The organism is Paraburkholderia sp. BR13444 (assembly GCF_040948755.1).
In the GTDB taxonomy this organism is placed as follows: domain Bacteria; phylum Pseudomonadota; class Gammaproteobacteria; order Burkholderiales; family Burkholderiaceae; genus Paraburkholderia; species Paraburkholderia youngii.
Genome location: NZ_JBFPKM010000001.1, coordinates 283,200 through 305,513, shown reverse-complemented (window position 1 = coordinate 305,513; position 22,314 = coordinate 283,200). Strand labels below are relative to the sequence as shown.

Below are 22,314 nucleotides of genomic sequence, written 5' to 3'. Positions count from 1 at the left end.
GGGCGCTTACAGGTCGAGCAGCAGACGTGCCGGATCTTCCAGCGCGTCCTTCATCGCGACCAGCGACAGCACGGCTTCGCGGCCGTCGATGATCCGGTGGTCGTACGACAGCGCGAGGTAGTTCATCGGGCGGATCACGATCTGGCCGTTTTCGACCACTGCGCGTTCCTTGGTGGCGTGCACGCCGAGAATCGCGGACTGCGGCGGGTTGATGATGGGGGTCGACAACATCGAGCCGAACACACCGCCGTTCGAGATCGAGAACGTACCGCCGGTCATTTCTTCGATCGACAGCTTGCCGTCCTTCGCCTTCTGGCCGAATTCGGCGATCTTCTTCTCGATGTCGGCGAGGCTCAGCTGATCTGCATTGCGCAGAATCGGCACCACCAGACCGCGCGGCGAACCGACCGCGATACCGATGTCGAAGTAGCCGTGATAGACGATGTCGTTACCGTCGATCGACGCGTTCACGAGCGGGAACTTCTTCAGCGCATGAACAGCCGCCTTCACGAAGAACGACATGAAGCCGAGCTTCACGCCGTGTTCCTTCTCGAACTTGTCCTTGTACTTGTTGCGCAGATCCATGACCGGCGCCATGTTCACTTCGTTGAACGTCGTCAGGATGGCGTTGGTTTGCTGCGACTCGAGCAGACGCTCGGCGATACGCGCACGCAGACGCGACATCGGCACGCGCTGTTCCGGACGGTCCTTCAACCACTGGTCGGCCGATGCCGGAGCCTTGACGTCCGGCAGCGACGGCTTCGCAGCCTTCGGTGCGGCAGCCGGAGCCGGTGCAGCCTTGGCAGCCGGAGCGCCTGCGGTCAGCACGTCGCCCTTGGTGATGCGGCCGTCGCGGCCCGTGCCGGCGACGTCGCCAGCGGCCAGACCCTTCTCGGCCATCAGCTTGCCGGCAGCCGGCGAAGCTGCGGTGTTCGAGCCCGTTGCGGCAGCAGCCGCAGTTGTCGACTGAGCCGCCGGCGCGGGAGCCGCTGCGGCGACCGGAGCCGGCTTCACTTCGGCTTCGACAGCGGCGGCGCCTGCGGTGCCTTCGGTGTCGATCTTCGCGATCACCTGGTCCGCCGTGACCGTGTCGCCGTCGTTCGAGATGACTTGCGCGAGCACGCCTGCTGCCGGAGCCGGCACTTCGAGCACGACCTTGTCGGTCTCGATTTCGATGAGGATTTCGTCCTGAGCGACAGCCTCGCCGGGCTTCTTCTTCCACTGCAGCATGGTCGCTTCCGAGACCGACTCGGAGAGCTGGGGAACCTTGACTTCAACAATAGCCATTATGAGTATCCTGAATACGTATCGGGTGACGGCGCTTCATCGCGACCGCCTGCGAACCACGAGCGCCGCGCCTGAATCTCATGGGATCGTTCGGCGCGGCGCGGGAAAACGCACTGCGTTCTCCCGGGCTCGTCTGTTTCTTTACTTGGCGATCGACGCGCTCTTGAGGCGGCCGAAAGCGCCTTCGACCAGCGCCTTCTGCTGCTCGTAGTGCTTCGCGTAGTAGCCCACCGCGGGCGAAGCCGAAGCCGGACGGCCGCTGTACGCCAGCTTCTGCCCTTCCTTCATGCCTTCCTTCAGATGGTGCTCGATGTAGAACCACGGGCCCTGATTCTGCGGCTCGTCCTGCACCCACACCACTTCGGTTGCGTTGTCGTACTTCTTCATTTCCGCTTCGAACTGCTTGTGAGCGAACGGATACAGCTGTTCGATACGGACGATCGCGACGTCGTTCACCTTCGCTTCGCGGCGATGCGCGACCAGGTCGTAGTACACGCGGCCCGAGCAGACCAGCACGCGCTTGACCTTCTTCGCGTCGATGGTTTCGTCCACTTCGCCGATCACCGGCTGGAACGAACCCTTCGCGAGTTCCGACAGATCCGACACGGCTTCCTTGTGACGCAGCAGCGACTTCGGCGTTGCGACGATCAGCGGCTTGCGGAACAGACGGATCATCTGGCGACGCAGCAGGTGGAAGATCTGCGCCGGCGTGGTCGGCTGAACGACCTGCATGTTGTGGTCTGCGCACAGTTGCAGGAAACGCTCGATACGCGCCGACGAGTGCTCCGGACCCTGGCCTTCGTAGCCATGCGGCAGCAGCATCGTCAGGCCCGACACGCGGCCCCACTTCACTTCGCCCGACGAGATGAACTGGTCGATCACGACCTGCGCGCCGTTCACGAAGTCGCCGAACTGCGCTTCCCACGCGACGAACGTGTTCGGTTCAGCGGTCGAGTAGCCGTATTCGAAGCCGAGCACCGCTTCTTCCGACAGCACCGAGTCGATCACCGTGAACTTCGCCTGACCTTCGGCGATGTTCTGCAGCGGCACGTAGGTGCCGTCGTTCCAGCGCTCGCGGTTCTGGTCGTGCAGCACCGCGTGACGGTGCGTGAACGTGCCGCGGCCCGAATCCTGGCCGGTCAGACGAACTGCGTAGCCCGATGCGACCAGCGATGCGAACGCGAGGTGCTCGCCCATGCCCCAGTCGAGCTTCGCTTCGCCGCGGCCCATCGCGCGACGGTCGTTGATCACGCGCTCGACGAGCGGGTGAACCTTGAAGTTTTCCGGAATCGTGGTGATGCGCTCGGCGAGGCGCTTCAGTTCCGCGAGCGGCACGGCCGTGTCGGCCGCGTCGGTCCACTTGCGGTTCAGGAACGGCACCCAGTCCACCGCGTACTTGCTCTTGTAGTTCGAGAGCACCGGGTCGACCGTGTGATGGCCTTCGTCCATTGCCTTACGGTAGGCCTTGACGAATTCCTCGCCTTCGTCGGCCTTGATGACGCCCTGCTGCACGAGCTTTTCAGCGTACAGCGCGCGCGTGCCCGGGTGCTTCGAGATCGTCTTGTACATCAGCGGCTGCGTGACCGCCGGGGTGTCCTGCTCGTTGTGGCCGAGCTTGCGGAAGCAGACGATGTCGACGACGACGTCCTTGTGGAACTGCATGCGGAAGTCGATCGCCATCTGGATGGCCAGCACGACCGCTTCGGGATCGTCACCGTTCACGTGCAGCACCGGCGCTTCGATCATCTTGACGACGTCCGAGCAGTACAACGTGGAGCGCGAATCGCGCGGGTCCGACGTCGTGAAGCCGATCTGGTTGTTGATGACGATGTGCAGCGTGCCGTGCGTGCCATAACCGCGCGTTTGCGCGAGGTTCAGCGTTTCCATCACGACGCCCTGGCCCGCGAATGCCGCGTCGCCGTGGATCTGCACCGGCAGCACCTGGACGCCGTTTTCGTCGCCGCGGCGGTCCATACGCGCCTTCGCCGAGCCCTCGACCACCGGGTTGACGATTTCGAGGTGCGACGGGTTGAACGCGAGCGACAGGTGAACCGGACCGCCTTCGGTCGCGACGTCCGACGAGAAGCCCTTGTGGTACTTCACGTCGCCGGCCGGCAGATCGTCGACGTGCTTGCCTTCGAATTCGGCGAACAGGTCGGCCGGCATCTTGCCGAGCGTATTGACCAGCACGTTCAGACGGCCACGGTGAGCCATCGCGATGACGATTTCCTGAACGCCGCGCAGACCGCCGTGACGCACGACTTCGTCCATCGCCGCGATGAAGCTCTCGCCGCCTTCGAGCGAGAAGCGCTTCTGGCCGACGTACTTGGTGTGCAGGAAACGCTCGAGGCCTTCGGCGGCCGTCAGGCGGTTCAGGATGTGCTTCTTTTTGTCGTTGCTGAAGTTCGGCGTCGAACGGATCGATTCGAGGCGTTCCTTCCACCAGCGCTTCTGTTCCGGATCGCTGATGTACATGTACTCGGCGCCGATCGTGCCGCAGTACGTGTCGCGCAGGGCTTTGACGATCTCGCGCAGCGTCGCGCGCTCGAACCCGAAGTACAGATTCGTAGCGCTGAACTCCTGGTCCATGTCGGCTTCGGTGAAGTCGTAGAACGCGGGTTCAAGTTCGGGGATCGCGGGACGTTCGCGGCGCTTCAGAGGATCGAGATTGGCCCATTGCGAGCCGAGGAAGCGATATGCGCCGATGAGGGACTGGACGTAAACCTGTTTGCGGGCGGTTGCGAGATCTTCGCCGCCGGTAGTAGCGCGCGGCAGGAAGGCATTGGCCTTGGCGCGCTGTGCAAACGATTCGACGATCGGGCCGTGGGCCACGTCGTTGGCGTTGCTGCCATCCGATGCAGGCACGTTCTGCAACGCATCGAAATAGCTGCGCCAGGTCTCGGGCACTGACGCCGGATTATCGAGATACGCTTCGTACATTTCTTCAACGTACGGAGCATTGCCGCCGAACAGATAAGAGTTCGACTGGAATTGCTTCATCATTTTTACGCTCACCTTTCTTCGAGTTTCTCGAGAAATAGCGGGTTACAGAACCTTCCGCGACACGGCCTGACCGTTTAGCGGATTGCGCGAATCAAGTCTTGCTTGGAAGGACCTAAAACTTTGCACCCGGGAGCATAGCACAGAACGAATAGCCCAGATAGCGGACAGCACACGCGGCAAAGCCAGTGATGGCGGGCGTTTCGCGGGTGACGGGGTGCTTCTTCACAGCGCGCAATAGTGTTCTGTAGAAAATGAGAAGGCGAATTGCGCAATAGGTGTCTACACCTGTGCCGCCCGGCAAGTGCATGATGCAGCGCCACACGTGTCGATGCGCCGAAAACGAAAAAGCCACCCGAAGGTGGCTTCCGTTCCCTGCTATCCAGACGGATTCGAAACCCGCTTATTCGCCGGCAACCTTGTTGCGGCTCGCGCTGCGGCGCTCATGTTCCTTCAGGTAGCGCTTGCGCAGACGGATCGACTTCGGCGTGACTTCGACCAGCTCGTCGTCGTCGATGAACTCGACCGCGTATTCGAGCGACAGCTGAACCGGCGGCACGAGACGCACGGCTTCATCGGTGCCCGACGCGCGCACGTTGGTGAGCTGCTTGCCCTTGATCGGGTTCACGACGAGGTCGTTGTCGCGGCTGTGAATGCCGATGATCATGCCTTCATACAGCGCCTCGCCCGGCGACACGAACATGCGGCCGCGATCCTGCAGCTTCCACAGTGCGTACGCGACTGCCGCGCCGTCGTCCTGCGAGATCAGCACGCCGTTGCGGCGCTCGCCGACCGCGCCTTCCTTGACCGGCTGGTATGAATCGAACGTGTGGCTCATCAGACCCGTGCCGCGCGTCAGCGTGAGGAATTCCGACTGGAAGCCGATCAGACCACGCGCCGAAATACGGTACTCGAGACGCGTGCGGCCACGGCCGTCCGACGCCATGTCGAGCATTTCGCCCTTGCGGCGGCCGAGTTCTTCCATCACGCCGCCCTGGTGGGTGTCCTCCATGTCGACGGTCAGGTTTTCGTACGGCTCGTGCTTCTCGCCGTTGATTTCCTGCATCACGACACGCGGACGCGACACGGCCAGCTCGTAGCCTTCGCGGCGCATGTTTTCGACCAGAATGGTCAGGTGCAGCTCACCACGGCCTGCCACTTCGAACGTGGTTTCGTCGCCGGTATCGCGCACGCGCAGCGCGACGTTGTGGTTCAGCTCCTTCATCAGGCGATCGCGAATCTGACGGCTCGTGACGAACTTGCCTTCGCGGCCCGCGAGCGGCGACGAGTTGACGAGGAAGTTCATCGTCAGCGTGGGTTCGTCGACGGTGATCATCGGCAGCGCTTCCGGCTGCTCCGGCGAGCAGATCGTCACGCCGATGCCGACTTCCTCGATACCGTTGATCAGCACGATGTCGCCCGCTTCGGCCGAATCGACCTGCACGCGATCGAGGCCCTTGAACGACAGCACCTGGTTGATCTTGCGATTGAGGATTTCGCCTTCAGGGCCCGAGCGCACCGCGACGGCCATGCCCGGCTTGATGCGGCCGCGCGTGATACGGCCAATGCCGATACGGCCGACGTACGACGAGTAGTCGAGCGACGTGATCTGCAGTTGCAGCGGACCTTCCGGGTCGGCCGGGCGCACCGGCACGTACTGAAGGATTGCCTCGAACAGCGGACGCATGTCGCCGTCGCGCACGTCAGGCGTAAGACCCGCATAGCCGTTCAGCCCCGATGCGTAGACGATCGGGAAGTCGAGCTGCTCTTCGCTCGCGCCGAGCTTGTCGAACAGGTCGAAGGTCTGGTTGATCACCCAGTCGACCCGCGCGCCCGGACGGTCGACCTTGTTGATCACGACGATCGGCTTCAGGCCGAGCGCGAGCGCCTTCTTCGTGACGAAGCGGGTTTGCGGCATCGGGCCTTCCACCGCGTCGACGAGCAGCAGCACCGAGTCGACCATCGACAGCACGCGCTCCACTTCGCCGCCGAAGTCGGCGTGCCCCGGCGTGTCGACAATATTGATGTGCGTGCCTTCGTACTCCACCGCGCAGTTCTTCGACAGGATCGTGATGCCGCGCTCTTTTTCGATGTCGTTCGAGTCCATCACGCGCTCGGCGATCTGCTGATTCTCGCGGAACGTGGCGGTCTGACGGAGGAGCTGATCGACGAGCGTGGTCTTGCCGTGGTCGACGTGAGCAATGATGGCGATGTTGCGTAGGGCGCGGGTCATAGGAAACCTGAAGACGGTTGAGTGCGCCGCTTGCTTATGCTGCTGGTTGATGAGCCAAACCACGACAACAAGCCCAAAGCGCACTTTTGGGAACCCAAAATTATAGCACGCGCGGATGATCCTTTCTGGTATTCCCCGATAGACCGTACGCCCTCCGCGTCCCCGCTGACTTCGCGAATACCGCGTCGCCCGCGCCCTACGCCGATCCGTACGGCATCTTGCTTGAGCAGGAAATAATCCTTGCCTAAGCTGTATTTACGCTTGTCGTGTCAATCAACAGCCAGCTATACTAATGCCTAGTCAACCATTGCAATCGCACGAGAATCATGACGGAGCCGTCCAACGAACCCACGCCGGATCTCAGCGAGTATCAACTCGGCGAAAGCGTCGGTTATCTCATCTCGCGGGTGAAATCGACTCTGCACAATCTGGTTACGCAGCGCAGCATGGCCGAGCTCGGCATCACTAGCCAGCAAGGCAGCATCCTGTTCATGGTGGCGAGCGGCAAATGCCTGCTCGCGGCCGAGTTGGCGCGTGAATATGGTATCGACGCAAGCGCCGTCACGCGCCTGATCGACCGGCTCGAAAAGCGTGGCCTGCTCACGCGGGTGCGTAGTAACGAAGACCGGCGGGTCGTGCGCCTCGCCTTGACGCCGGAAGGCAATGCGATCGCGGCCCGTATGCCGGCAATTTTCAACGGCGTGCTCGATACCCTGCTGAACGGGTTCACCCCGGAGGAAGTGGGCTTCCTGAAGAGCATGCTGCGCCGCGTGCTCGCCAATTCCGGCGAACACTCGGGACTTTCCCGCGATGCCTCAAGCCATCCCGATAACAAATCGTAATGGCTTGCTTGCTGCATCCATCAATACATTCCACTCAAAGAAGAGTCGAGCGATGAAATCCCTTTCCCTGTCCGCGCCCGCGCTGTCGAGCCGGGCTGCTGTCGCCGCCGCGGTGACGGCGCTCGCCCTCACAGGCTGCGCGAACTACTTCGGCGTCAAGAGCGACAAGCAGATCGCGTCGCCGACGCAGTATGAGTCGACGCAGAGTCTGCCCAACGAGGGCGGCCAGTGGCCATCGCTCGACTGGGCCAACCAGTTCGGGGACCCGCAACTGCCGAAGCTGATCGCGGAAGCGCTCGAGGGCAGCCCGTCGATCGCCCAGGCGCAGGCGCGGCTCGCGAAGGCTTCGTCGTATATCGAAAGCTCGCGCTCGGCGCTGTTCCCGAAGGCCGAACTAAGCTATTCGTGGACCCGCGAACTGTACTCGGCGAACGCCCTCTTCCCGCCTCCGTTCGGCGGCAGCTGGTTTAGCGAGAACAACGTGCTCGCGAGCGCGTCGTGGGATCTCGACCTGTGGGGCAAGAATCGTCAGCGCCTCGGCCAGGCCGTATCGCAGCAGAAAGCCGCCGAAGCCGACATGCAGCAGGCGCGCGTGACGCTCGCCGCGTCGGTCGCGAGCACCTACAATCAGCTCGCGCAGCTGTACGCGTTCCGCGACATCGCCGCCCGTGAAATCGCGAACCGCCAGGACGTCGGCCGTATCACGGATAACCGCGTGAAGGCCGGTCTCGACACCAACGTCGAGAAGCAGACCGCCGCCGGCAACATCGCGACGAGCCAGTCGAACCTGACCGACCTCGACGGCCAGATCACCGTCGTGCGCTACCAGTTGGGCGCGCTGCTCGGCAAAGGCCCGGACCGCGGCCTGCAGATCGACAAGCCGGTGCTCACCGGCGGCAACGTGGTCGCGCTACCGGACAACATCCCGGCCGACCTCGTGGCGCGTCGCGCGGACATCGTCGCCGCGCGCTGGCAGGTCGAGGCCGCGATGCACGACGTCAAGGAAGCGAAAGCCGAGTTCTTTCCGGACGTGAATCTCGCGGCCGGCTTCGGCTTCGACGCCTTCGGCTGGGGCCGTTTCCTGACCTCGTCGAGCCGTCAGATCCAGTTCGGCCCAGCGATCCATCTGCCGCTCTTCGACGCCGGCGCGTTGCGCGCGCAGTTGAAGGGCCGCTACGCCGACTTCGAGGGCGACGTCGCGAACTACAACCAGACGCTGATCAACGCGCTGCAGGACGTGTCCACGCAGGTGTCGTCGATCCGCTCGATCGACCGCCAGGAAGGCGACGCCCAGCGCGCGCTCGAGGCGTCGAGCAAGGCGTACCAGCTGGCCGTGATCCGCTATAAGGCCGGGCTGTCGCCGCAACTGCAGGTGCTGACCGCGGACGACAACCGCCTCGCCGCCGAGCAGACGGTCACCGGTCTGCAGATGCGCCGCCGCAGTCTGCAGATCGGCCTGATCAAGGCACTGGGCGGCGGCTTCGACGCGACTCAGACCGGTCTCGTCGTGCCGACCGATGCTCCCGCAGCGGCCAACGCCGCGAACCACGCCACGAGCACCGCCGCGAACTGAGCGAGACCGCCCGCGCCAACCCACACGCATACACACGAACACCCGAATAAACGACGACGTTCAAAAGAACCCGGAGCACATCAATGAGCACCCCCCAGCAGCCCGCCACTCCACCGCAAGCGGCCAACAACGGCAAACGCAAGCGCATGATGACGCTGCTCGTCATCGTGATCCTGATTGCCGCGGTCGCGTACGGCCTGTACTACTTCCTCGACGCACGCTTTCATGAAGACACCGACGACGCCTACGTGAGCGGCAACGTCGTGCAGATCACGCCGCAGGTCACGGGCACCGTGATCGCGGTCAATGCGGACGACACCCAGGTCGTCAAGGCCGGCGACCCGCTCGTCGTGCTCGACCCGGCCGACGCGCGCGTCGCGCTCGAACAGGCCGAGGCCAACCTTGCGCAGGTGGTGCGCCAGGTGCGTGGCCTGTTCGCCGACGACAGCCAGTACGAAGCGCGGGTCGCAGCGAGCCAGGCCGACCTGTCGCGAGCCCAGGACGACCTGAAGCGCCGGATGACGGTGGCGCAGACCGGCGCGGTATCGCAGGAAGAAATCTCGCACGCACGCGACGCCGTGAAGAGCGCACAAGCCGCGCTCGACGCCGCCAAACAGCAACTCGCGGCCAACCGCGCGCTGACCGCCAACACCACGATCGCCAATCACCCGAACGTGCAGGCCGCCGCCGCGAAGCTGCGCGACGCGTACCTGAACCACGCTCGCAATACGCTGCCCGCGCCAGTCACCGGCTATGTCGCGAAACGCTCGGTGCAGGTCGGCCAGCGCGTATCGCCGGGCACGCCGCTGATGGCGATCGTGCCGCTGCACGACGTGTGGGTCGACGCGAACTTCAAGGAAGTGCAACTGAAGCACATGCGCATCGGCCAGCCGGTCGAACTGACGGCCGACGTCTACGGCTCGTCGGTGCCCTATCACGGCAAGGTGATCGGCTTCTCGGCCGGCACGGGCTCGGCGTTCTCGCTGCTGCCAGCGCAGAACGCGACCGGCAACTGGATCAAGGTCGTGCAGCGTCTGCCGGTGCGTATTTCGCTCGATCCGCAGGAACTGGAGAAGCATCCGCTGCGTATCGGCCTGTCGATGCAGGCTGACGTGAACATCAAGGACGACACCGGCGGCCAGCTCGGTCAGGCGCCGTCCACGGCTTACCAGACCAACGTCTTCGATAAGTACGGCGCGGAAGCCGACGCGGAAATCGCGCGCATCATCGCGGAAAACGCTGGCCAGAGCGCGAACGGCGGCGCGCAGAAGTCGACCGCGGCAAGCGCCGCGGCCGCCACGAAACCGGCAGCCCATAAGAGCTAAGGCTCCGCCCGACGATTCCTAGAAGGCTCTTTTAATGGCTCAGGCTCAGGCGCAAGTCCCTCACCCGCCGCTCGAAGGCGCACAACTGGTGATCGGCACCATCGCGGTGTCGCTCGCCGTGTTCATGAACGTGCTGGACACGTCGATCGCCAACGTGTCGATCCCGTCGATTTCCGGCGACCTCGGCGTGTCGTCCGACCAAGGCACCTGGGTGATCACGTCGTTCGCGGTGGCCAACGCGATCTCGGTACCGCTGACCGGCTGGCTCACCGACCGCATCGGCCAGGTGCGGCTGTTCATGGCGTCCATCGTGCTGTTCGTGCTGTCGTCATGGATGTGCGGGCTGTCGCCGAACCTGCCGTTCCTGCTCGCGTCACGCGTGCTGCAAGGCGCGGTGGCCGGCCCGATGATCCCGCTGTCGCAAACGCTGCTGCTCGCGAGCTATCCGCGCGCGAAGGCGCCAATGGCGCTATCGATGTGGGCGATGACCACGCTGATCGCGCCGGTTGCCGGTCCGATTCTCGGCGGCTGGATTTCCGACAACATCTCGTGGCCGTGGATCTTCTACGTCAACATTCCGGTCGGCGCGGTCGCGGCCGCCGCGACGTGGATGATCTTCCGTAACCGCGACTCGGTAATCAAGAAGGCACCCATCGACGGCGTCGGTCTCGGTCTTCTGATCGTCTGGGTCGGCTCGCTTCAGGTCATGCTCGACAAGGGCAAGGACCTCGACTGGTTCTCGTCGACGACGATCGTCGTGCTAGCGCTCGTCGCGGTGATCGCGCTCGCGTTTTTCATCGTGTGGGAGCTGACGGCCGAGCATCCGGTGGTTGACCTGTCGCTGTTCAGCCGGCGTAACTTCACCGGCGGCACGATCGCGTTGTCGATCGGCTATGGGCTTTACTTCGGCAATCTCGTGTTGTTGCCGCTGTGGCTGCAGACCGATCTCGGCTACACCGCGACCGAAGCGGGACTCGTAATGGCGCCCGTCGGCGTGTTCGCGACCCTGTTGTCGCCGATCACCGGCAAGGTGTTGCCGCGCACCGATCCGCGCTATATCGCGACGCTGTCGTTCCTGATTTTCGCGCTGTGTTTCTGGATGCGCTCGCGCTATACGAAGGGCGTCGATACGTACTCACTGATGCTGCCGACGCTGATTCAGGGAATCGGCATGGCCGGCTTCTTCATTCCGCTCGTGTCGATCACGCTGTCGGGCTTGCCGGGCCATCGGATTCCGGCGGCCTCGGGGCTGTCGAACTTCGTGCGGATCATGTGCGGCGGTATCGGCACGTCGATTTTCCAGACCGCGTGGGATCACCGCACGATCATGCATCACGCACAACTGACCGAGCAGGCGAACGCTTACAACCCGGTGTTTGGTCAGTCGATTCATCAGATGGGCGCAGCGGGCCTGGATCAACAGCAGACCTATGGTCTCTTCAATACCATGGTCACGCAGCAGGCGGCGCAACTCGGCGTGAACGATCTGTTCTTCATTTCGGCCGGTATTTTCGTCGCGCTGATCGCGCTGATCTGGATCACGCGGCCGGAACGAGCGGGTGGTGACTCGGGAGCGGCGGCGGCTGCGGCGCATTGAGTGGGTTGTTCGCGGTGTTGCTCGAGTTCGACCGGCTCCACTGTAGGGCATAAAAAAGCGGGATCGCACGATGGCGTTCCCGCTTTTTTATTGTCCGCGCCGTGCTGGAAAAACGGCGGCCCCTAGCTCTCCGTCGTCACGACCAGACGTTCGGGTGCGAGCACGCCTTCGCCCGGTTTCGCGACCCCCAGAAGCCGCCCTTGCGCCGAGTACACCCTCACGCGCGGGGCATTCACGGCATCGGCGGCGATCGTCAACGACGACAGCTTCAGGCGCTGGCCGTGCAAGAAGCGACGCGTGTCGTCGTCGTTCAGCGTGACCTGCGGGAACGTCGACAGCAACGCGTCGACCGGTTGCAGCCATGCGTCGCGTTCGGGTAGGGTCGCGTCGCTCAACGCGTCGAGCGTGACCGAATGGTCGAGCGTCAGCGCGCCGACGCCCGTACGGCGCAGCGCGACCAGATGCGCGCCGCAGCCGAGCGCCTCGCCGATATCCTCGGCAAGCGTGCGCACGTACGTGCCCTTGCTGCACGTCACGCGAAACGTGACATCCGGCAGCGCGCACGCAATCGGCTCGAGCGCGTGAATCGTCACGTGCCGCCCTTCGCGCTCGACCGTTTGGCCGGCGCGCGCGTACTCATACAGCGGCTTGCCGTCGCGCTTGAGCGCCGAGTACATCGGCGGAACCTGAACGATCTCGCCGATGAATCTCGGCAAGGCCGCCCGCACCGCCGCTTCGTCGCAGTCGACGGCGCGGATGTCGAGCGCCTCGCCCTCGGCATCGCCGGTGGTTGTGCGGATGCCGAGGCGCATCGTGGCCTCGTAGGTCTTGTCGGCTTCGAGCAGGTCTTGCGAAAACTTGGTCGCCTCGCCGAAACACAGCGGCAGCAAGCCGGTAGCGAGCGGATCGAGCGTGCCGGTGTGGCCCGCCTTTTTCGCCAGATAGAGACGTTTCGCGCGAACCAGCGCGTCGTTGCTCGACAGGCCAAGCGGCTTGTCGAGGAGCAGCACGCCGTCGAGCGCGCGACGCGGCACGCGGGGGCGTTGAGGTGCGGTCATGTCTAGGGAGGCAGAACGTTCGGGAAACACGAAAAACGGCGCCGCGCGCTACATGGAACGCGACGGCATGGCAGACGCTCAGTCGTCTTTCGCGCGCGTGGAATTTGCCTCGTCGATCAACCGCGACATCTCCACGGCGCGCTCGATCGTCTTGTCGTAGTGGAAATGCAGCGTCGGCACCGTATGGATATGCAGGCGCTTGAACAGCAGATTGCGCAGATGGCCGGCCGCGTGCGTCAGCGCTTCGAGCGTCTGCTGCGGGTCGCCCGTCAGCGTCGTGAAGTAGACCTTCGCGTGCGCGTAGTCGGGTGTCAGCTCGACGCTCTGAAACGTGACGATGCCGATGCGCGGATCCTTGACCTCGCGCAGCAGCTCGGCCAGGTCGCGCTGGATCTGATCGGCGATCTGCACGTTGCGATTGGGAGTAGTACGTTTCTTAGGCATGGTGTTAAGTGCTCCGCTATAACGGATGCAAAAATTGGTTCGCGCGAGCCGTGTTCGTTATCCGTTCGATACGACGGCGTCGCGCTCGCCGCGGCCAGTGAGAGTCCATTTGCGACGAACGCGGCAACGAAGCCAGCGACAAACTCGACGCAGCGGACCCAAAAACAACGGGCGGAGCGGGCGTCAAGCCCGTTCCGCCCGTTGTGCCGATTCGCGTAGATTACAGCGTACGCGCGACTTCGGTGACCTCGAAGACTTCGAACTGATCGCCTTCGACGATATCGTTGAAGTTCTTGATCGACATACCGCACTCGAAGCCTTGACGGACTTCCTTCACATCGTCCTTGAAGCGCTTGAGCGAATCGAGCTCGCCCGTGAAGATGACGACGTTGTTGCGCAGCACGCGCACCGACGACGAGCGCTTGACGAAACCGTCCGTGACCATACAGCCCGCCACCGTGCCGACCTTCGGTACCTTGAAGACCTGGCGCACTTCGACCGTGCCCGTCACGACCTCGCGCTTCTCCGGCGCCAGCATGCCCGACATCGCCGCCTTCACGTCATCCACGGCGTCGTAGATGATGTTGTAGTAGCGGATATCGACGCCATTGGCTTCCGCGAGCTTGCGAGCCTGCGCATCCGCGCGGGTGTTGAAGCCGATGATGACCGCCTTCGACGCCGTCGCGAGGTTGACGTCCGACTCGCTGATGCCGCCGACCGCGCCATGCACGATCTGCACGCGCACTTCGTCGGTGGAGAGTTTCTGCAGCGACTGCACCAGCGCTTCCTGCGAACCCTGCACGTCGGCCTTGACGATGAGCGGCATGTACTGCACTTCGCCTTCGCCCATCTGCTCGAGCATGGTCTCGAGCTTCGCGGCCTGCTGCTTGGCGAGCTTGACGTCGCGGAACTTACCCTGACGGAACAGCGCAACTTCACGCGCCTTGCGCTCGTCCGGCATCACGATCACTTCTTCGCCAGCCTGCGGCACTTCCGACAGACCCTGAATTTCGACCGGGATCGACGGACCAGCGGACTTGGTCGGCTTGCCGGTTTCGTCGAGCATGGCCCGCACGCGACCGTAGGCGCTGCCTGCCAGCACGACGTCGCCACGGTTCAGCGTACCCGACTGGACGAGGATCGTTGCAACCGGACCCTTACCCTTGTCGAGCTTCGCTTCGATCACGAGCCCCTTGGCCGGCGATTCGACCGGTGCCTTCAATTCCAGCACTTCGGCCTGCAGCAGCACGTTTTCGAGCAGATCGTCGATGCCCGCGCCGGTCTTCGCCGACACCGGCACGAACGGCGAGTCACCGCCGTACTCTTCCGGCACGACGCCTTCCGTGACGAGTTCCTGCTTCACGCGCTCCGGATTCGCTTCCGGCTTGTCGATCTTGTTGATCGCGACGACGAGTGGCACGCCGCCAGCCTTCGCGTGGGAGATCGCTTCCTTTGTCTGCGGCATCACGCCGTCGTCGGCGGCCACCACCAGAATCACGATGTCGGTCGCCTTCGCACCGCGGGCACGCATTGCCGTAAAGGCTTCGTGACCCGGCGTGTCGAGGAACGTGATCACGCCGCGCGGCGTGTCCACGTGGTAAGCGCCGATGTGCTGCGTAATACCGCCCGCTTCGCCTGCCGCAACCTTCGCGCGGCGAATGTAGTCGAGCAGCGAGGTCTTGCCGTGGTCGACGTGACCCATCACGGTAACGACCGGCGGACGCGGCAGCGCTTCGGCATCGCTCGCTTCGCCTTCGACCAGCATGGCTTCCGGATCGTCCAGCTTCGCCGCGAGCGCACGGTGGCCCAGTTCCTCGACGATGATCATCGCCGTTTCCTGGTCCAGCATCTGGTTGATCGTGACCATCTGGCCGAGCTTCATCATCACCTTGATGACTTCCGAAGCCTTCACCGCCATCTTGTGCGCGAGATCCGCCACCGTGATGGTTTCCGGCACGTGCACTTCACGCACGATCGGTTCGGTCGGCGCCTGGAACGTGGTGGTCTGCTCCTGATGCTTGCCACGACCCTTCGGACCGCCGCGCCAGCCGCGATCGACGCCGCCGCTCGAATCGCCGCGCGTCTTGATGCCGCGGCGCTTCGCTGCGTCGTCCTGCCAGTTGCCGCCGCCCTTGCCGCCGGCGCCGGGCTTCTTTTTGTCGCCCGCGGACGGAGCGCTTGCGGGTGCCGGAGCCGCGGCTACCGGCTTCCTGGCTGCCGGGCGAGCCGGTGCTTCGCCAGCCGGACGCGCCGGCTTGTGCAGCGTACCCTTGGCTTCGGCCGCCTTGGCCGGCTCAACAGGCTTCGGTGCCGGTTCCGGCGCCTTCACCTGCGCCTTGCGCGGCGTGTTCATCATTTCGCGAATCGCGCGCGCTTCGGCTTCGGCCGCGGCACGGCGCTTGGCGATTTCTTCCTGTTCGGCGCGCGCCTTTTCGGCAGCCACGCGCGCAGCGTCTTCCGCTTTCTTCGCAGCTTCACGTTGCGCGGCGCGTTCCGCTGCCGCGCGTTCGTCGTCCTGCTCGCTTGCCTTCGCGGCAACCGGCGCAGCGGCTTGCGCCGCCGCCTGCTGAGCCTTCTCTCGAGCCGCGGCCTCGGCCGCAGCCGTTGCGCGCTTCTTCGCTTCTTCTTCCGCGCGCTGACGCTCGGCTTCCGCAGCCTGCTCGCGCGCCTGACGCTCGGCCTCTTCGCGCTCGAGCTGTTCCTGACGCGCCTTCAGCTCCTGCGCCTGCTTTTCCAGCAGCTCGGCTTCGTGACGTGCTTCTTCCTCACGACGCTGCAGTTCGAGATCTTCGACGTCCGCGCTTTCGGCCACATGATTCGATGCATCCCCGCCTTCCGCGACGGTCTCGTCGCGGCGGACGAACGTGCGCTTCTTGCGCACCTCGACCTGAATGGTGCGAGCTTTGCCCGTCGCATCGGACTGCTTGATCTCCGACGTATGCCGGCGCGTCAGCGTGATCTTGCGCTTGTCGGCATCGTTCGAGCCATGCGACTTGCGCAAGTGATCGAGCAGACGCGCCTTGTCCGCCTCGGACAGGTTGTCGTCTTCGCTCGCTTTCTGGACGCCCGCTGCCTGCAGCTGCTCGAGCAGCACGCCAGCAGGCATTTTCAGTTCCGCGGCAAATTGGGCTACGTTGTTACTCGCCATTCATTCCTCTTAATGCAAGGACCGATTCCTTGCGGTTAGCATCGGGTCATGCGGCCTCGCGGCCGCGTTCAATTCAGTGCGCCATGGTCATTTCTCACTGGAACCAGTGTTCACGTGCTTTCATGATCAACGCCTTAGCGGCATCCTCTCCCATCCCAGTCATCTCGACCAGTTCATCCACGGCCAGCTCGGCGAGTTCGTCGCGCGTCTGGATCTGATGTTCGGCCAGTTTCGCGAGCAAGTCGGCGTCCATGCCGTCCAGGCTCTTCAGGTCGAGCGCTACATTCTCGACCTTTTCTTCGTTCGCGATTGCCATCGTCAACAGCGCGTCGCGCGAGCGGTTGCGCAGTTCGTGAACGGTGTCTTCGTCGAATGCCTCGATTTCGAGCATTTCGTTGAGCGGCACGTAGGCGATCTCTTCCAGGCTCGTGAAGCCTTCGTCGATCAGGATGTCGGCGACTTCCTCGTCGACATCGAGACGCGCCATGAACAGGTCACGCAGGACGCCGCGCTCCTGATTCTGCTTCTGCGCAGATTCGTCCGGCGTCATGATGTTGATCTGCCAACCGGTGAGCTCGCTGGCAAGTCGCACGTTCTGGCCGCTGCGGCCGATCGCGACCGCGAGTTCGTTCTCGTCGACGACGACGTCCATCGAATGCTTTTCTTCATCGACGACGATCGACTGCACGGCTGCCGGCGCGAGCGCGCCGATCACGAACTGGGCGGGGTCTTCCGACCATAGCACGATGTCGACGTTTTCGCCACCGAGCTCGTTGCGCACTGCCTGCACACGCGAGCCACGAATACCGACGCAGGTGCCGATCGGATCGATGCGCTTGTCATAAGCGACCACGCCGATCTTCGCGCGCACACCCGGATCGCGAGCCGCCGCCTTGATCTCGAGCAGGCCCTGCTCGATTTCCGGCACTTCCATCTCGAACAGCTTCATCAGGAATTCCGGCGCCGTACGCGACAGCTCGATCTGCGGACCACGCGCGGTGCGGTCGACCTTCGCGATATACGCGCGCACGCGGTCGCCCACGCGAAGGTTTTCCTTCGGGATCAGCTGGTCGCGGCGCAGCAGCGCTTCGACTCGGCCCGACTCGACGATGAAGTTGCCCTTGTCGAGGCGCTTCACCGAGCCGGTCATGATGTGTTCGCCGCGCTCGAGGAAGTCGTTCAGGATCTGCTCGCGCTCGGCATCGCGCACCTTCTGCAGGATCACCTGCTTGGCGGCCTGCGCGCCGATACGGCCGAATTCGATCGACGGCACCGGCTCCTCGATGAACTCGTCGAGCTGGATGTCGGGCTGCTGCTCGCGCGCCTCGAACAGCAGGATTTCCTGATCCGGCTCCTGCAGACCGGCTTCGTCCGGCACCACTTTCCAGCGGCGAAACGTTTCGTGCTCGCCGCTTTCACGGTCGATGTGGACGCGGATATCCGCATCTTCTTCGAAGAGTTTCTTGGAGGCCGAAGCGAGAGCCGCTTCGAGCGCGGCAAATACCACGTCCTTGTCGACATTCTTCTCGCGTGCCAGCGCATCCACCAGCATCAACACTTCGCGACTCATTGTTTGCGGCTCCTAAAGTCAACTTTCGGAACAAGGCGCGCCTTGTCCATGTCCGCGAGCGTGAAATCGAGCATCGCGGCGCCTTCTTTTCCTTCAAATTCCAGACCGATCGTCTCGCCCTGCGGAGCATGCAAAATACCCCGGTACGATTTCCGACCGTCCAATGGCTTTTTCAGTGTGATAACCGCTTCGCTGCCCGCGAAACGTTCAAAATCCGCCAGTTTTTTCAGCGGGCGGTCGAGACCGGGCGACGAAACTTCGAGCCGCTCGTAATCGATATTTTCGACCGTCAGAACGTGCTGGAGCTGACGCGTGACTTTCTCGCAGTCTTCGATTGCGATTCCGGCTGGCTGGTCGATATAGATACACAACATGCCGCGCCCGGTGCGCTCGAGATCGACGAGCTCGTAGCCGAGTCCCACGACCGTGGTTTCAATCAGTTCCGTCAGTTGCACAGTGCCCTCTTAGATGTTCGCGCAGCGAGCCTCGCCTCTTCTGCAAACAACCAATGCGGGCCGCGCGCCAAGCCGGCGCACGTTGGTGCGAACCCGAGATGCCGAACCACGATGAACTGAGCGGCAAAAAAAAAATGGGCTGAACGCCCATCATCTTATTGCCGGTGGTCGCACCTGAGCCGCACATGAAACCGTACGCCCAGCGACTTCGCGATTGTAGCCATTTTTCGGCCCAAAGGCAATCTGCAGAACGACGGGCGATGCGCATTTCCGCTTGATTTGATAGGAATCTTTCGACAATGTGGCGGCAAATCCGGGGTTTTGCAAGGTCGCGCGAGCCGTGCGGAAAGGGAGCCGGACAGGTTACCCCAGCGCGTTGCGGTGAATCGTCCTTATGGCATTCGGCGCCGTCTCGCACGGAGTTTGACGCATCGGAAAGCCGCTCGCTTGAACGCAGCAAAAGAGAGGCGGCATCAAATCGGCAAGAACAAAAAACGGCTCGTCCGGCAAGCACTCCGCATTGACGTGCGTCGCGTTCGCCGAACGAGCCGTCTGAAGCGGCCGTCGCCTTGCAGGTCGTACGAACTGTACCGAAGGGTATGACCGCATCGGTACAGCGCCCCGCTTAACGGCCCCGCGAGCGACCGCGCGCCGTTCCACCGCCACGATTCGCGCCACCCGGACCCGCGTTACCACCGGCGCGGTTGGTGTTGCCGCCACGATTGCCACCCGGCCCGCGATTGCCGCCGCTGTTGCCGGCCGGGCCGGCACGCTTGCCGCCCGTGCGCGCACGATTGCCGTTGGGCGACGGCGCGCGATTGCCGTCGACGTCGCGGCCGCGCTGCCCCCCGCTGCCACGCTTGCCTGCGCCGGCACCGAAACCAGCGCCGCTCCCCATGCCCGCGCCGAAGCCGCCGCCCGCCGCGCCGCGGCGGCCCTGGCCGCGCGGCTGCTGCTCGAAGCGGCTATGCGACATCAGCACTGGCTCGCGGCTGATGAAGCCCATCGACGTCTGCATCGGATCCGGCTGACGACGCTCCGGCGCCGCATTGCGGCTACCGCGTTCCTCGGTCGGCGCCTTCAGGCCGACCGAGGCCATCAGCGCGCGCACCTGATTGTCCTCGAGTTCTTCCCAGCGGCCGCGCTTCAGACCACGCGGCAGCGAGATCGGGCCATGACGCGTGCGGATCAGCCGGCTGACCATCAGGCCGGCCGCCTCGAACATGCGGCGCACTTCGCGATTCCGCCCTTCGGCGAGCGCGACGTGGTACCAGTGATTAGTGCCTTCGCCACCGCCATCGCGGATGCGCAGGAAGTTCGCCGGGCCGTCCTCGAGTTCGACGCCGTGCAGCAGTTTCTGGCGCATACCCTCGGCCAGTTCGCCGACGACACGCACCGCATATTCGCGCTCGACGCTATAGCGCGGATGCATGAAGCGGTTCGCGAGATCGCCCGATGTGGTCAGCATCAGCAGACCTTCGGTGTTGAAGTCGAGACGCCCGACCGCAACCCACTTGGCGGTTTTCATCGGCGGCAGCTTGTCGAACACCGATGGACGGCCTTCCGGGTCCGCGTGGCTGACGATTTCGCCGGTCGGTTTGTGGTACAGCAGCACGCGCGGCGGCTTGCTGGCGAGCTTGCGCTTGACCGGCTTGCCGTTGATGCGGACCTGATCGGTCGGCATGATGCGCTGGCCGATGTGCGCCGGCTCGCCGTTCACCGACACGCGGCCGGCGATGATCAGCTCTTCCATGTCGCGGCGCGAGCCCATGCCCGCCTCGGCGAGCACCTTATGCAGCTTCGGCGCGTCGTCATCGGGTGACAACACCCGCTTCGGGCCCGCTGCCTTGCCACGGCGCAGCATCGGCGCGCGTACGCCGCCAGTCGTGGTGTTGTCGGCATCGAATGCAGGCGACGTCACGTACGAGAACAGATCGTCCTGAGCCGATTCGGTAGCCGCGGCCGCATCGGCGCCGCGTCGATTCTGGCGCTGGCCCTCACGTTGACCTTCGCGCGGCGCGCCCTCGCGCTTCGCCGCGCCGCCGGCATTGCGACGTCCGCCCTGTTTCGCGCCCGCGTCCTTGCGCGGTGCACGCGCCTGGGCGCCAACCTCGCCGTCCGGCGGTGTTTCGGCGACGACCGGCGCGCCCTCGGCTGCCTTCGTCTTCGCGCCGGCGCGGCGTCGCGCGATCAGGCTGCGCGGCCCGCGACGCAGACCGCGGCGGGGGCGCTCTTCGCCCTCTGCTTCCGCGCCGTGAGCCGGGCGCTCGCCCTCGCCTGCCGACGCTTGCGTAGTGCGTTCGTCGGTCCGCGCCGACGGCACGGGGCGCTCGGATTCGGACGAATCGGTGTCGTGGGTATGTGTCAAAACAACCTCAAAATGTCAGGTCGCGCGCGCCCATTGCGGGCGCGGCAAAAAAGTTCGGTTACGTCAGGCGCTGCGCGACTCGGTTTCGTCGTCGGTCAGAAAACCTGCGTCCTGCGCGGCATCGCGGCGATCCTCGGGACCGTCGTGCGCCGCCTCGATCGGGTTCGGCTCGGCGGCGTGCTCCGGATTGCGAGCCACGCCCGAGTCGTGCGCGGGTGTTGCCGGATCGGTCGGGGCGACCGGATCTTGATACTGTGCCGAACCGGCGACGCTGGTCTGCGTTGCCGTGGGTGCCGGTTCGGGCTGTTGTTGCGTGTCGTGCGGCGCGCTCGACACATCTGATGCACTTGACGCATTCGTCGTGCCGGACTGCCCAGTCGCTTCTGCACGGGGCTCCGACTCGAACGTCGACGCGGCTACGGTCTCGGGCGGCGCTGCTGCAAATCCCGACGCCGACTGCTGCCCCGCTTCCGGCGAAGCCGGCTCGCCCGCGTCACCCGCCGTGTCGAGTCCTGCATCCTGATCTGGCTGCGGCACGCTATGCGCGTCGCCTTCGGCAAATTCGATTGCGTGCTGACCGAGCAGATCTGCGTTCAGTTGCGCGGACGGATCGGCCAGCGGCGGCAATTCGTCGAGCGCTGTTAGGCCAAGGTCGTCGAGGAACTGACGCGTGGTCGCATACAGCGCTGGACGCCCCGGCACGTCGCGATGACCGATCACCTCGATCCAGCCGCGATCCTCGAGCTGCTTGACGACCTGCGTATTCACCGTCACACCGCGAATTTCTTCGATATCGCCCCGCGTCACCGGTTGCCGGTAGGCAATGATCGCGAGCGTTTCGAGCACCGCGCGCGAATATTTCGGCGGTTTTTCCGGATGCAGTCGATCCAGATACGAACGCATCGCGGGCTTGCTTTGAAACCGCCAGCCCGACGCCAGCCCGACCAACTCCACACCGCGCCCGGACCAGTCCCGCTTCAGGTCTTCGAGCAAAGTCCGAACAGTGTCTGCCGACACGCCGTCGGCAAAGAGCTTGCGCAATTCGCCGAGCTTTAACGGCTCCTGCGCGCAGATCAAGGCAGTCTCGAGGACGATCTTCGCCTCTTGGGTATTCATGCAGCTAGGTCAGACCCTGTGGTCAAAGAACCGGATCAAACAGACGATGTGGAACTGAAGACGCGCTCGCCCGATTCTGATCGGTCATATTGATGGGAGCACGCACCGGGGGGTGGCGAACAGACTTATCGAGCCAGACCCAGCCGGACGGAGCGGCGATATTCCTGAAAGGATTCGCGTGAACTGAGCGCCATATTACGCAAAAACGACCGGGGCGTAAAGCCGCGATCCTCCGTGCATCTTCTGCCGCGGCGGCGACCGGTGTGCCCGCGCTCGCCGGAACCGGGTCGCCAGTGAG

Annotated in this window: 14 protein-coding genes; 4 read left to right on the top strand and 10 right to left on the bottom strand. The window is 64.0% G+C overall.

Annotation, left to right across the window (positions count from 1 at the left end; genetic code table 11):
• Positions 1 to 6: 6 nt before the first annotated feature.
• The 3 genes from odhB to typA form a co-directional block, all read right to left on the bottom strand.
• Positions 7 to 1,287, bottom strand: a complete 1,281-nt coding sequence (gene odhB, locus AB3X95_RS01305; protein ID WP_176108908.1) for a 2-oxoglutarate dehydrogenase complex dihydrolipoyllysine-residue succinyltransferase — start codon at positions 1,285 to 1,287, stop codon at positions 7 to 9.
• Between the two features lie 141 nt (positions 1,288 to 1,428).
• Complete coding sequence (locus AB3X95_RS01300; protein ID WP_176365762.1) at positions 1,429 to 4,290, bottom strand: 2-oxoglutarate dehydrogenase E1 component; 2,862 nt, start codon at positions 4,288 to 4,290, stop codon at positions 1,429 to 1,431.
• Positions 4,291 to 4,690: 400 nt separating this feature from the next.
• Positions 4,691 to 6,520, bottom strand: a complete 1,830-nt coding sequence (gene typA, locus AB3X95_RS01295) for a translational GTPase TypA (RefSeq protein WP_368620478.1) — start codon at positions 6,518 to 6,520, stop codon at positions 4,691 to 4,693.
• Between the two features lie 326 nt (positions 6,521 to 6,846).
• Between typA and AB3X95_RS01290 the strand changes: the two genes are divergently transcribed.
• From AB3X95_RS01290 to AB3X95_RS01275, 4 genes are all read left to right on the top strand, one after another.
• Positions 6,847 to 7,362, top strand: coding sequence for a MarR family winged helix-turn-helix transcriptional regulator (locus tag AB3X95_RS01290; RefSeq protein WP_184225603.1), 516 nt, complete (start codon positions 6,847 to 6,849; stop codon positions 7,360 to 7,362).
• A 52-nt stretch (positions 7,363 to 7,414) separates the two neighbouring features.
• Positions 7,415 to 8,935 (top strand): efflux transporter outer membrane subunit, encoded by a 1,521-nt coding sequence (locus AB3X95_RS01285; protein WP_176120037.1) that lies wholly within the window; start codon positions 7,415 to 7,417, stop codon positions 8,933 to 8,935.
• A gap of 83 nt (positions 8,936 to 9,018) precedes the next feature.
• Positions 9,019 to 10,260 carry an EmrA/EmrK family multidrug efflux transporter periplasmic adaptor subunit gene (locus AB3X95_RS01280; RefSeq protein ID WP_176120038.1) on the top strand — a complete coding sequence of 414 codons (1,242 nt, stop codon included), beginning with the start codon at positions 9,019 to 9,021 and terminating at the stop codon, positions 10,258 to 10,260.
• A 34-nt stretch (positions 10,261 to 10,294) separates the two neighbouring features.
• Entirely contained in the window at positions 10,295 to 11,857 is a 1,563-nt protein-coding gene (locus AB3X95_RS01275) for a DHA2 family efflux MFS transporter permease subunit (RefSeq protein ID WP_368620477.1), read from the top strand.
• Positions 11,858 to 11,979: 122 nt separating this feature from the next.
• Here AB3X95_RS01275 and truB read toward each other — a convergent pair whose 3' ends face one another.
• The 7 genes from truB to scpB all read right to left on the bottom strand — a co-directional run bounded on the left by truB (position 11,980) and on the right by scpB (position 22,016).
• On the bottom strand, positions 11,980 to 12,915 hold the full coding sequence (gene truB, locus AB3X95_RS01270) for a tRNA pseudouridine(55) synthase TruB (RefSeq protein WP_176108915.1): 936 nt from the start codon (positions 12,913 to 12,915) through the stop codon (positions 11,980 to 11,982).
• Between the two features lie 78 nt (positions 12,916 to 12,993).
• Positions 12,994 to 13,359 (bottom strand): 30S ribosome-binding factor RbfA, encoded by a 366-nt coding sequence (rbfA, locus tag AB3X95_RS01265; RefSeq protein ID WP_008922231.1) that lies wholly within the window; start codon positions 13,357 to 13,359, stop codon positions 12,994 to 12,996.
• A gap of 220 nt (positions 13,360 to 13,579) precedes the next feature.
• Positions 13,580 to 16,507 (bottom strand): translation initiation factor IF-2, encoded by a 2,928-nt coding sequence (infB, locus tag AB3X95_RS01260; protein ID WP_368620476.1) that lies wholly within the window; start codon positions 16,505 to 16,507, stop codon positions 13,580 to 13,582.
• 94 nt (positions 16,508 to 16,601) lie between these two features.
• Positions 16,602 to 18,077, bottom strand: a complete 1,476-nt coding sequence (gene nusA, locus AB3X95_RS01255) for a transcription termination factor NusA (protein ID WP_176120042.1) — start codon at positions 18,075 to 18,077, stop codon at positions 16,602 to 16,604.
• Positions 18,074 to 18,532 carry a ribosome maturation factor RimP gene (rimP, locus tag AB3X95_RS01250; RefSeq protein ID WP_006052964.1) on the bottom strand — a complete coding sequence of 153 codons (459 nt, stop codon included), beginning with the start codon at positions 18,530 to 18,532 and terminating at the stop codon, positions 18,074 to 18,076. Before rimP ends, nusA begins: the two co-directional genes overlap by 4 nt.
• A gap of 625 nt (positions 18,533 to 19,157) precedes the next feature.
• Entirely contained in the window at positions 19,158 to 20,900 is a 1,743-nt protein-coding gene (rluB, locus tag AB3X95_RS01245) for a 23S rRNA pseudouridine(2605) synthase RluB (protein ID WP_368620475.1), read from the bottom strand.
• A gap of 63 nt (positions 20,901 to 20,963) precedes the next feature.
• On the bottom strand, positions 20,964 to 22,016 hold the full coding sequence (gene scpB / locus AB3X95_RS01240) for an SMC-Scp complex subunit ScpB (protein WP_176365759.1): 1,053 nt from the start codon (positions 22,014 to 22,016) through the stop codon (positions 20,964 to 20,966).
• Between the last annotated feature and the right edge of the window lie 298 nt (positions 22,017 to 22,314).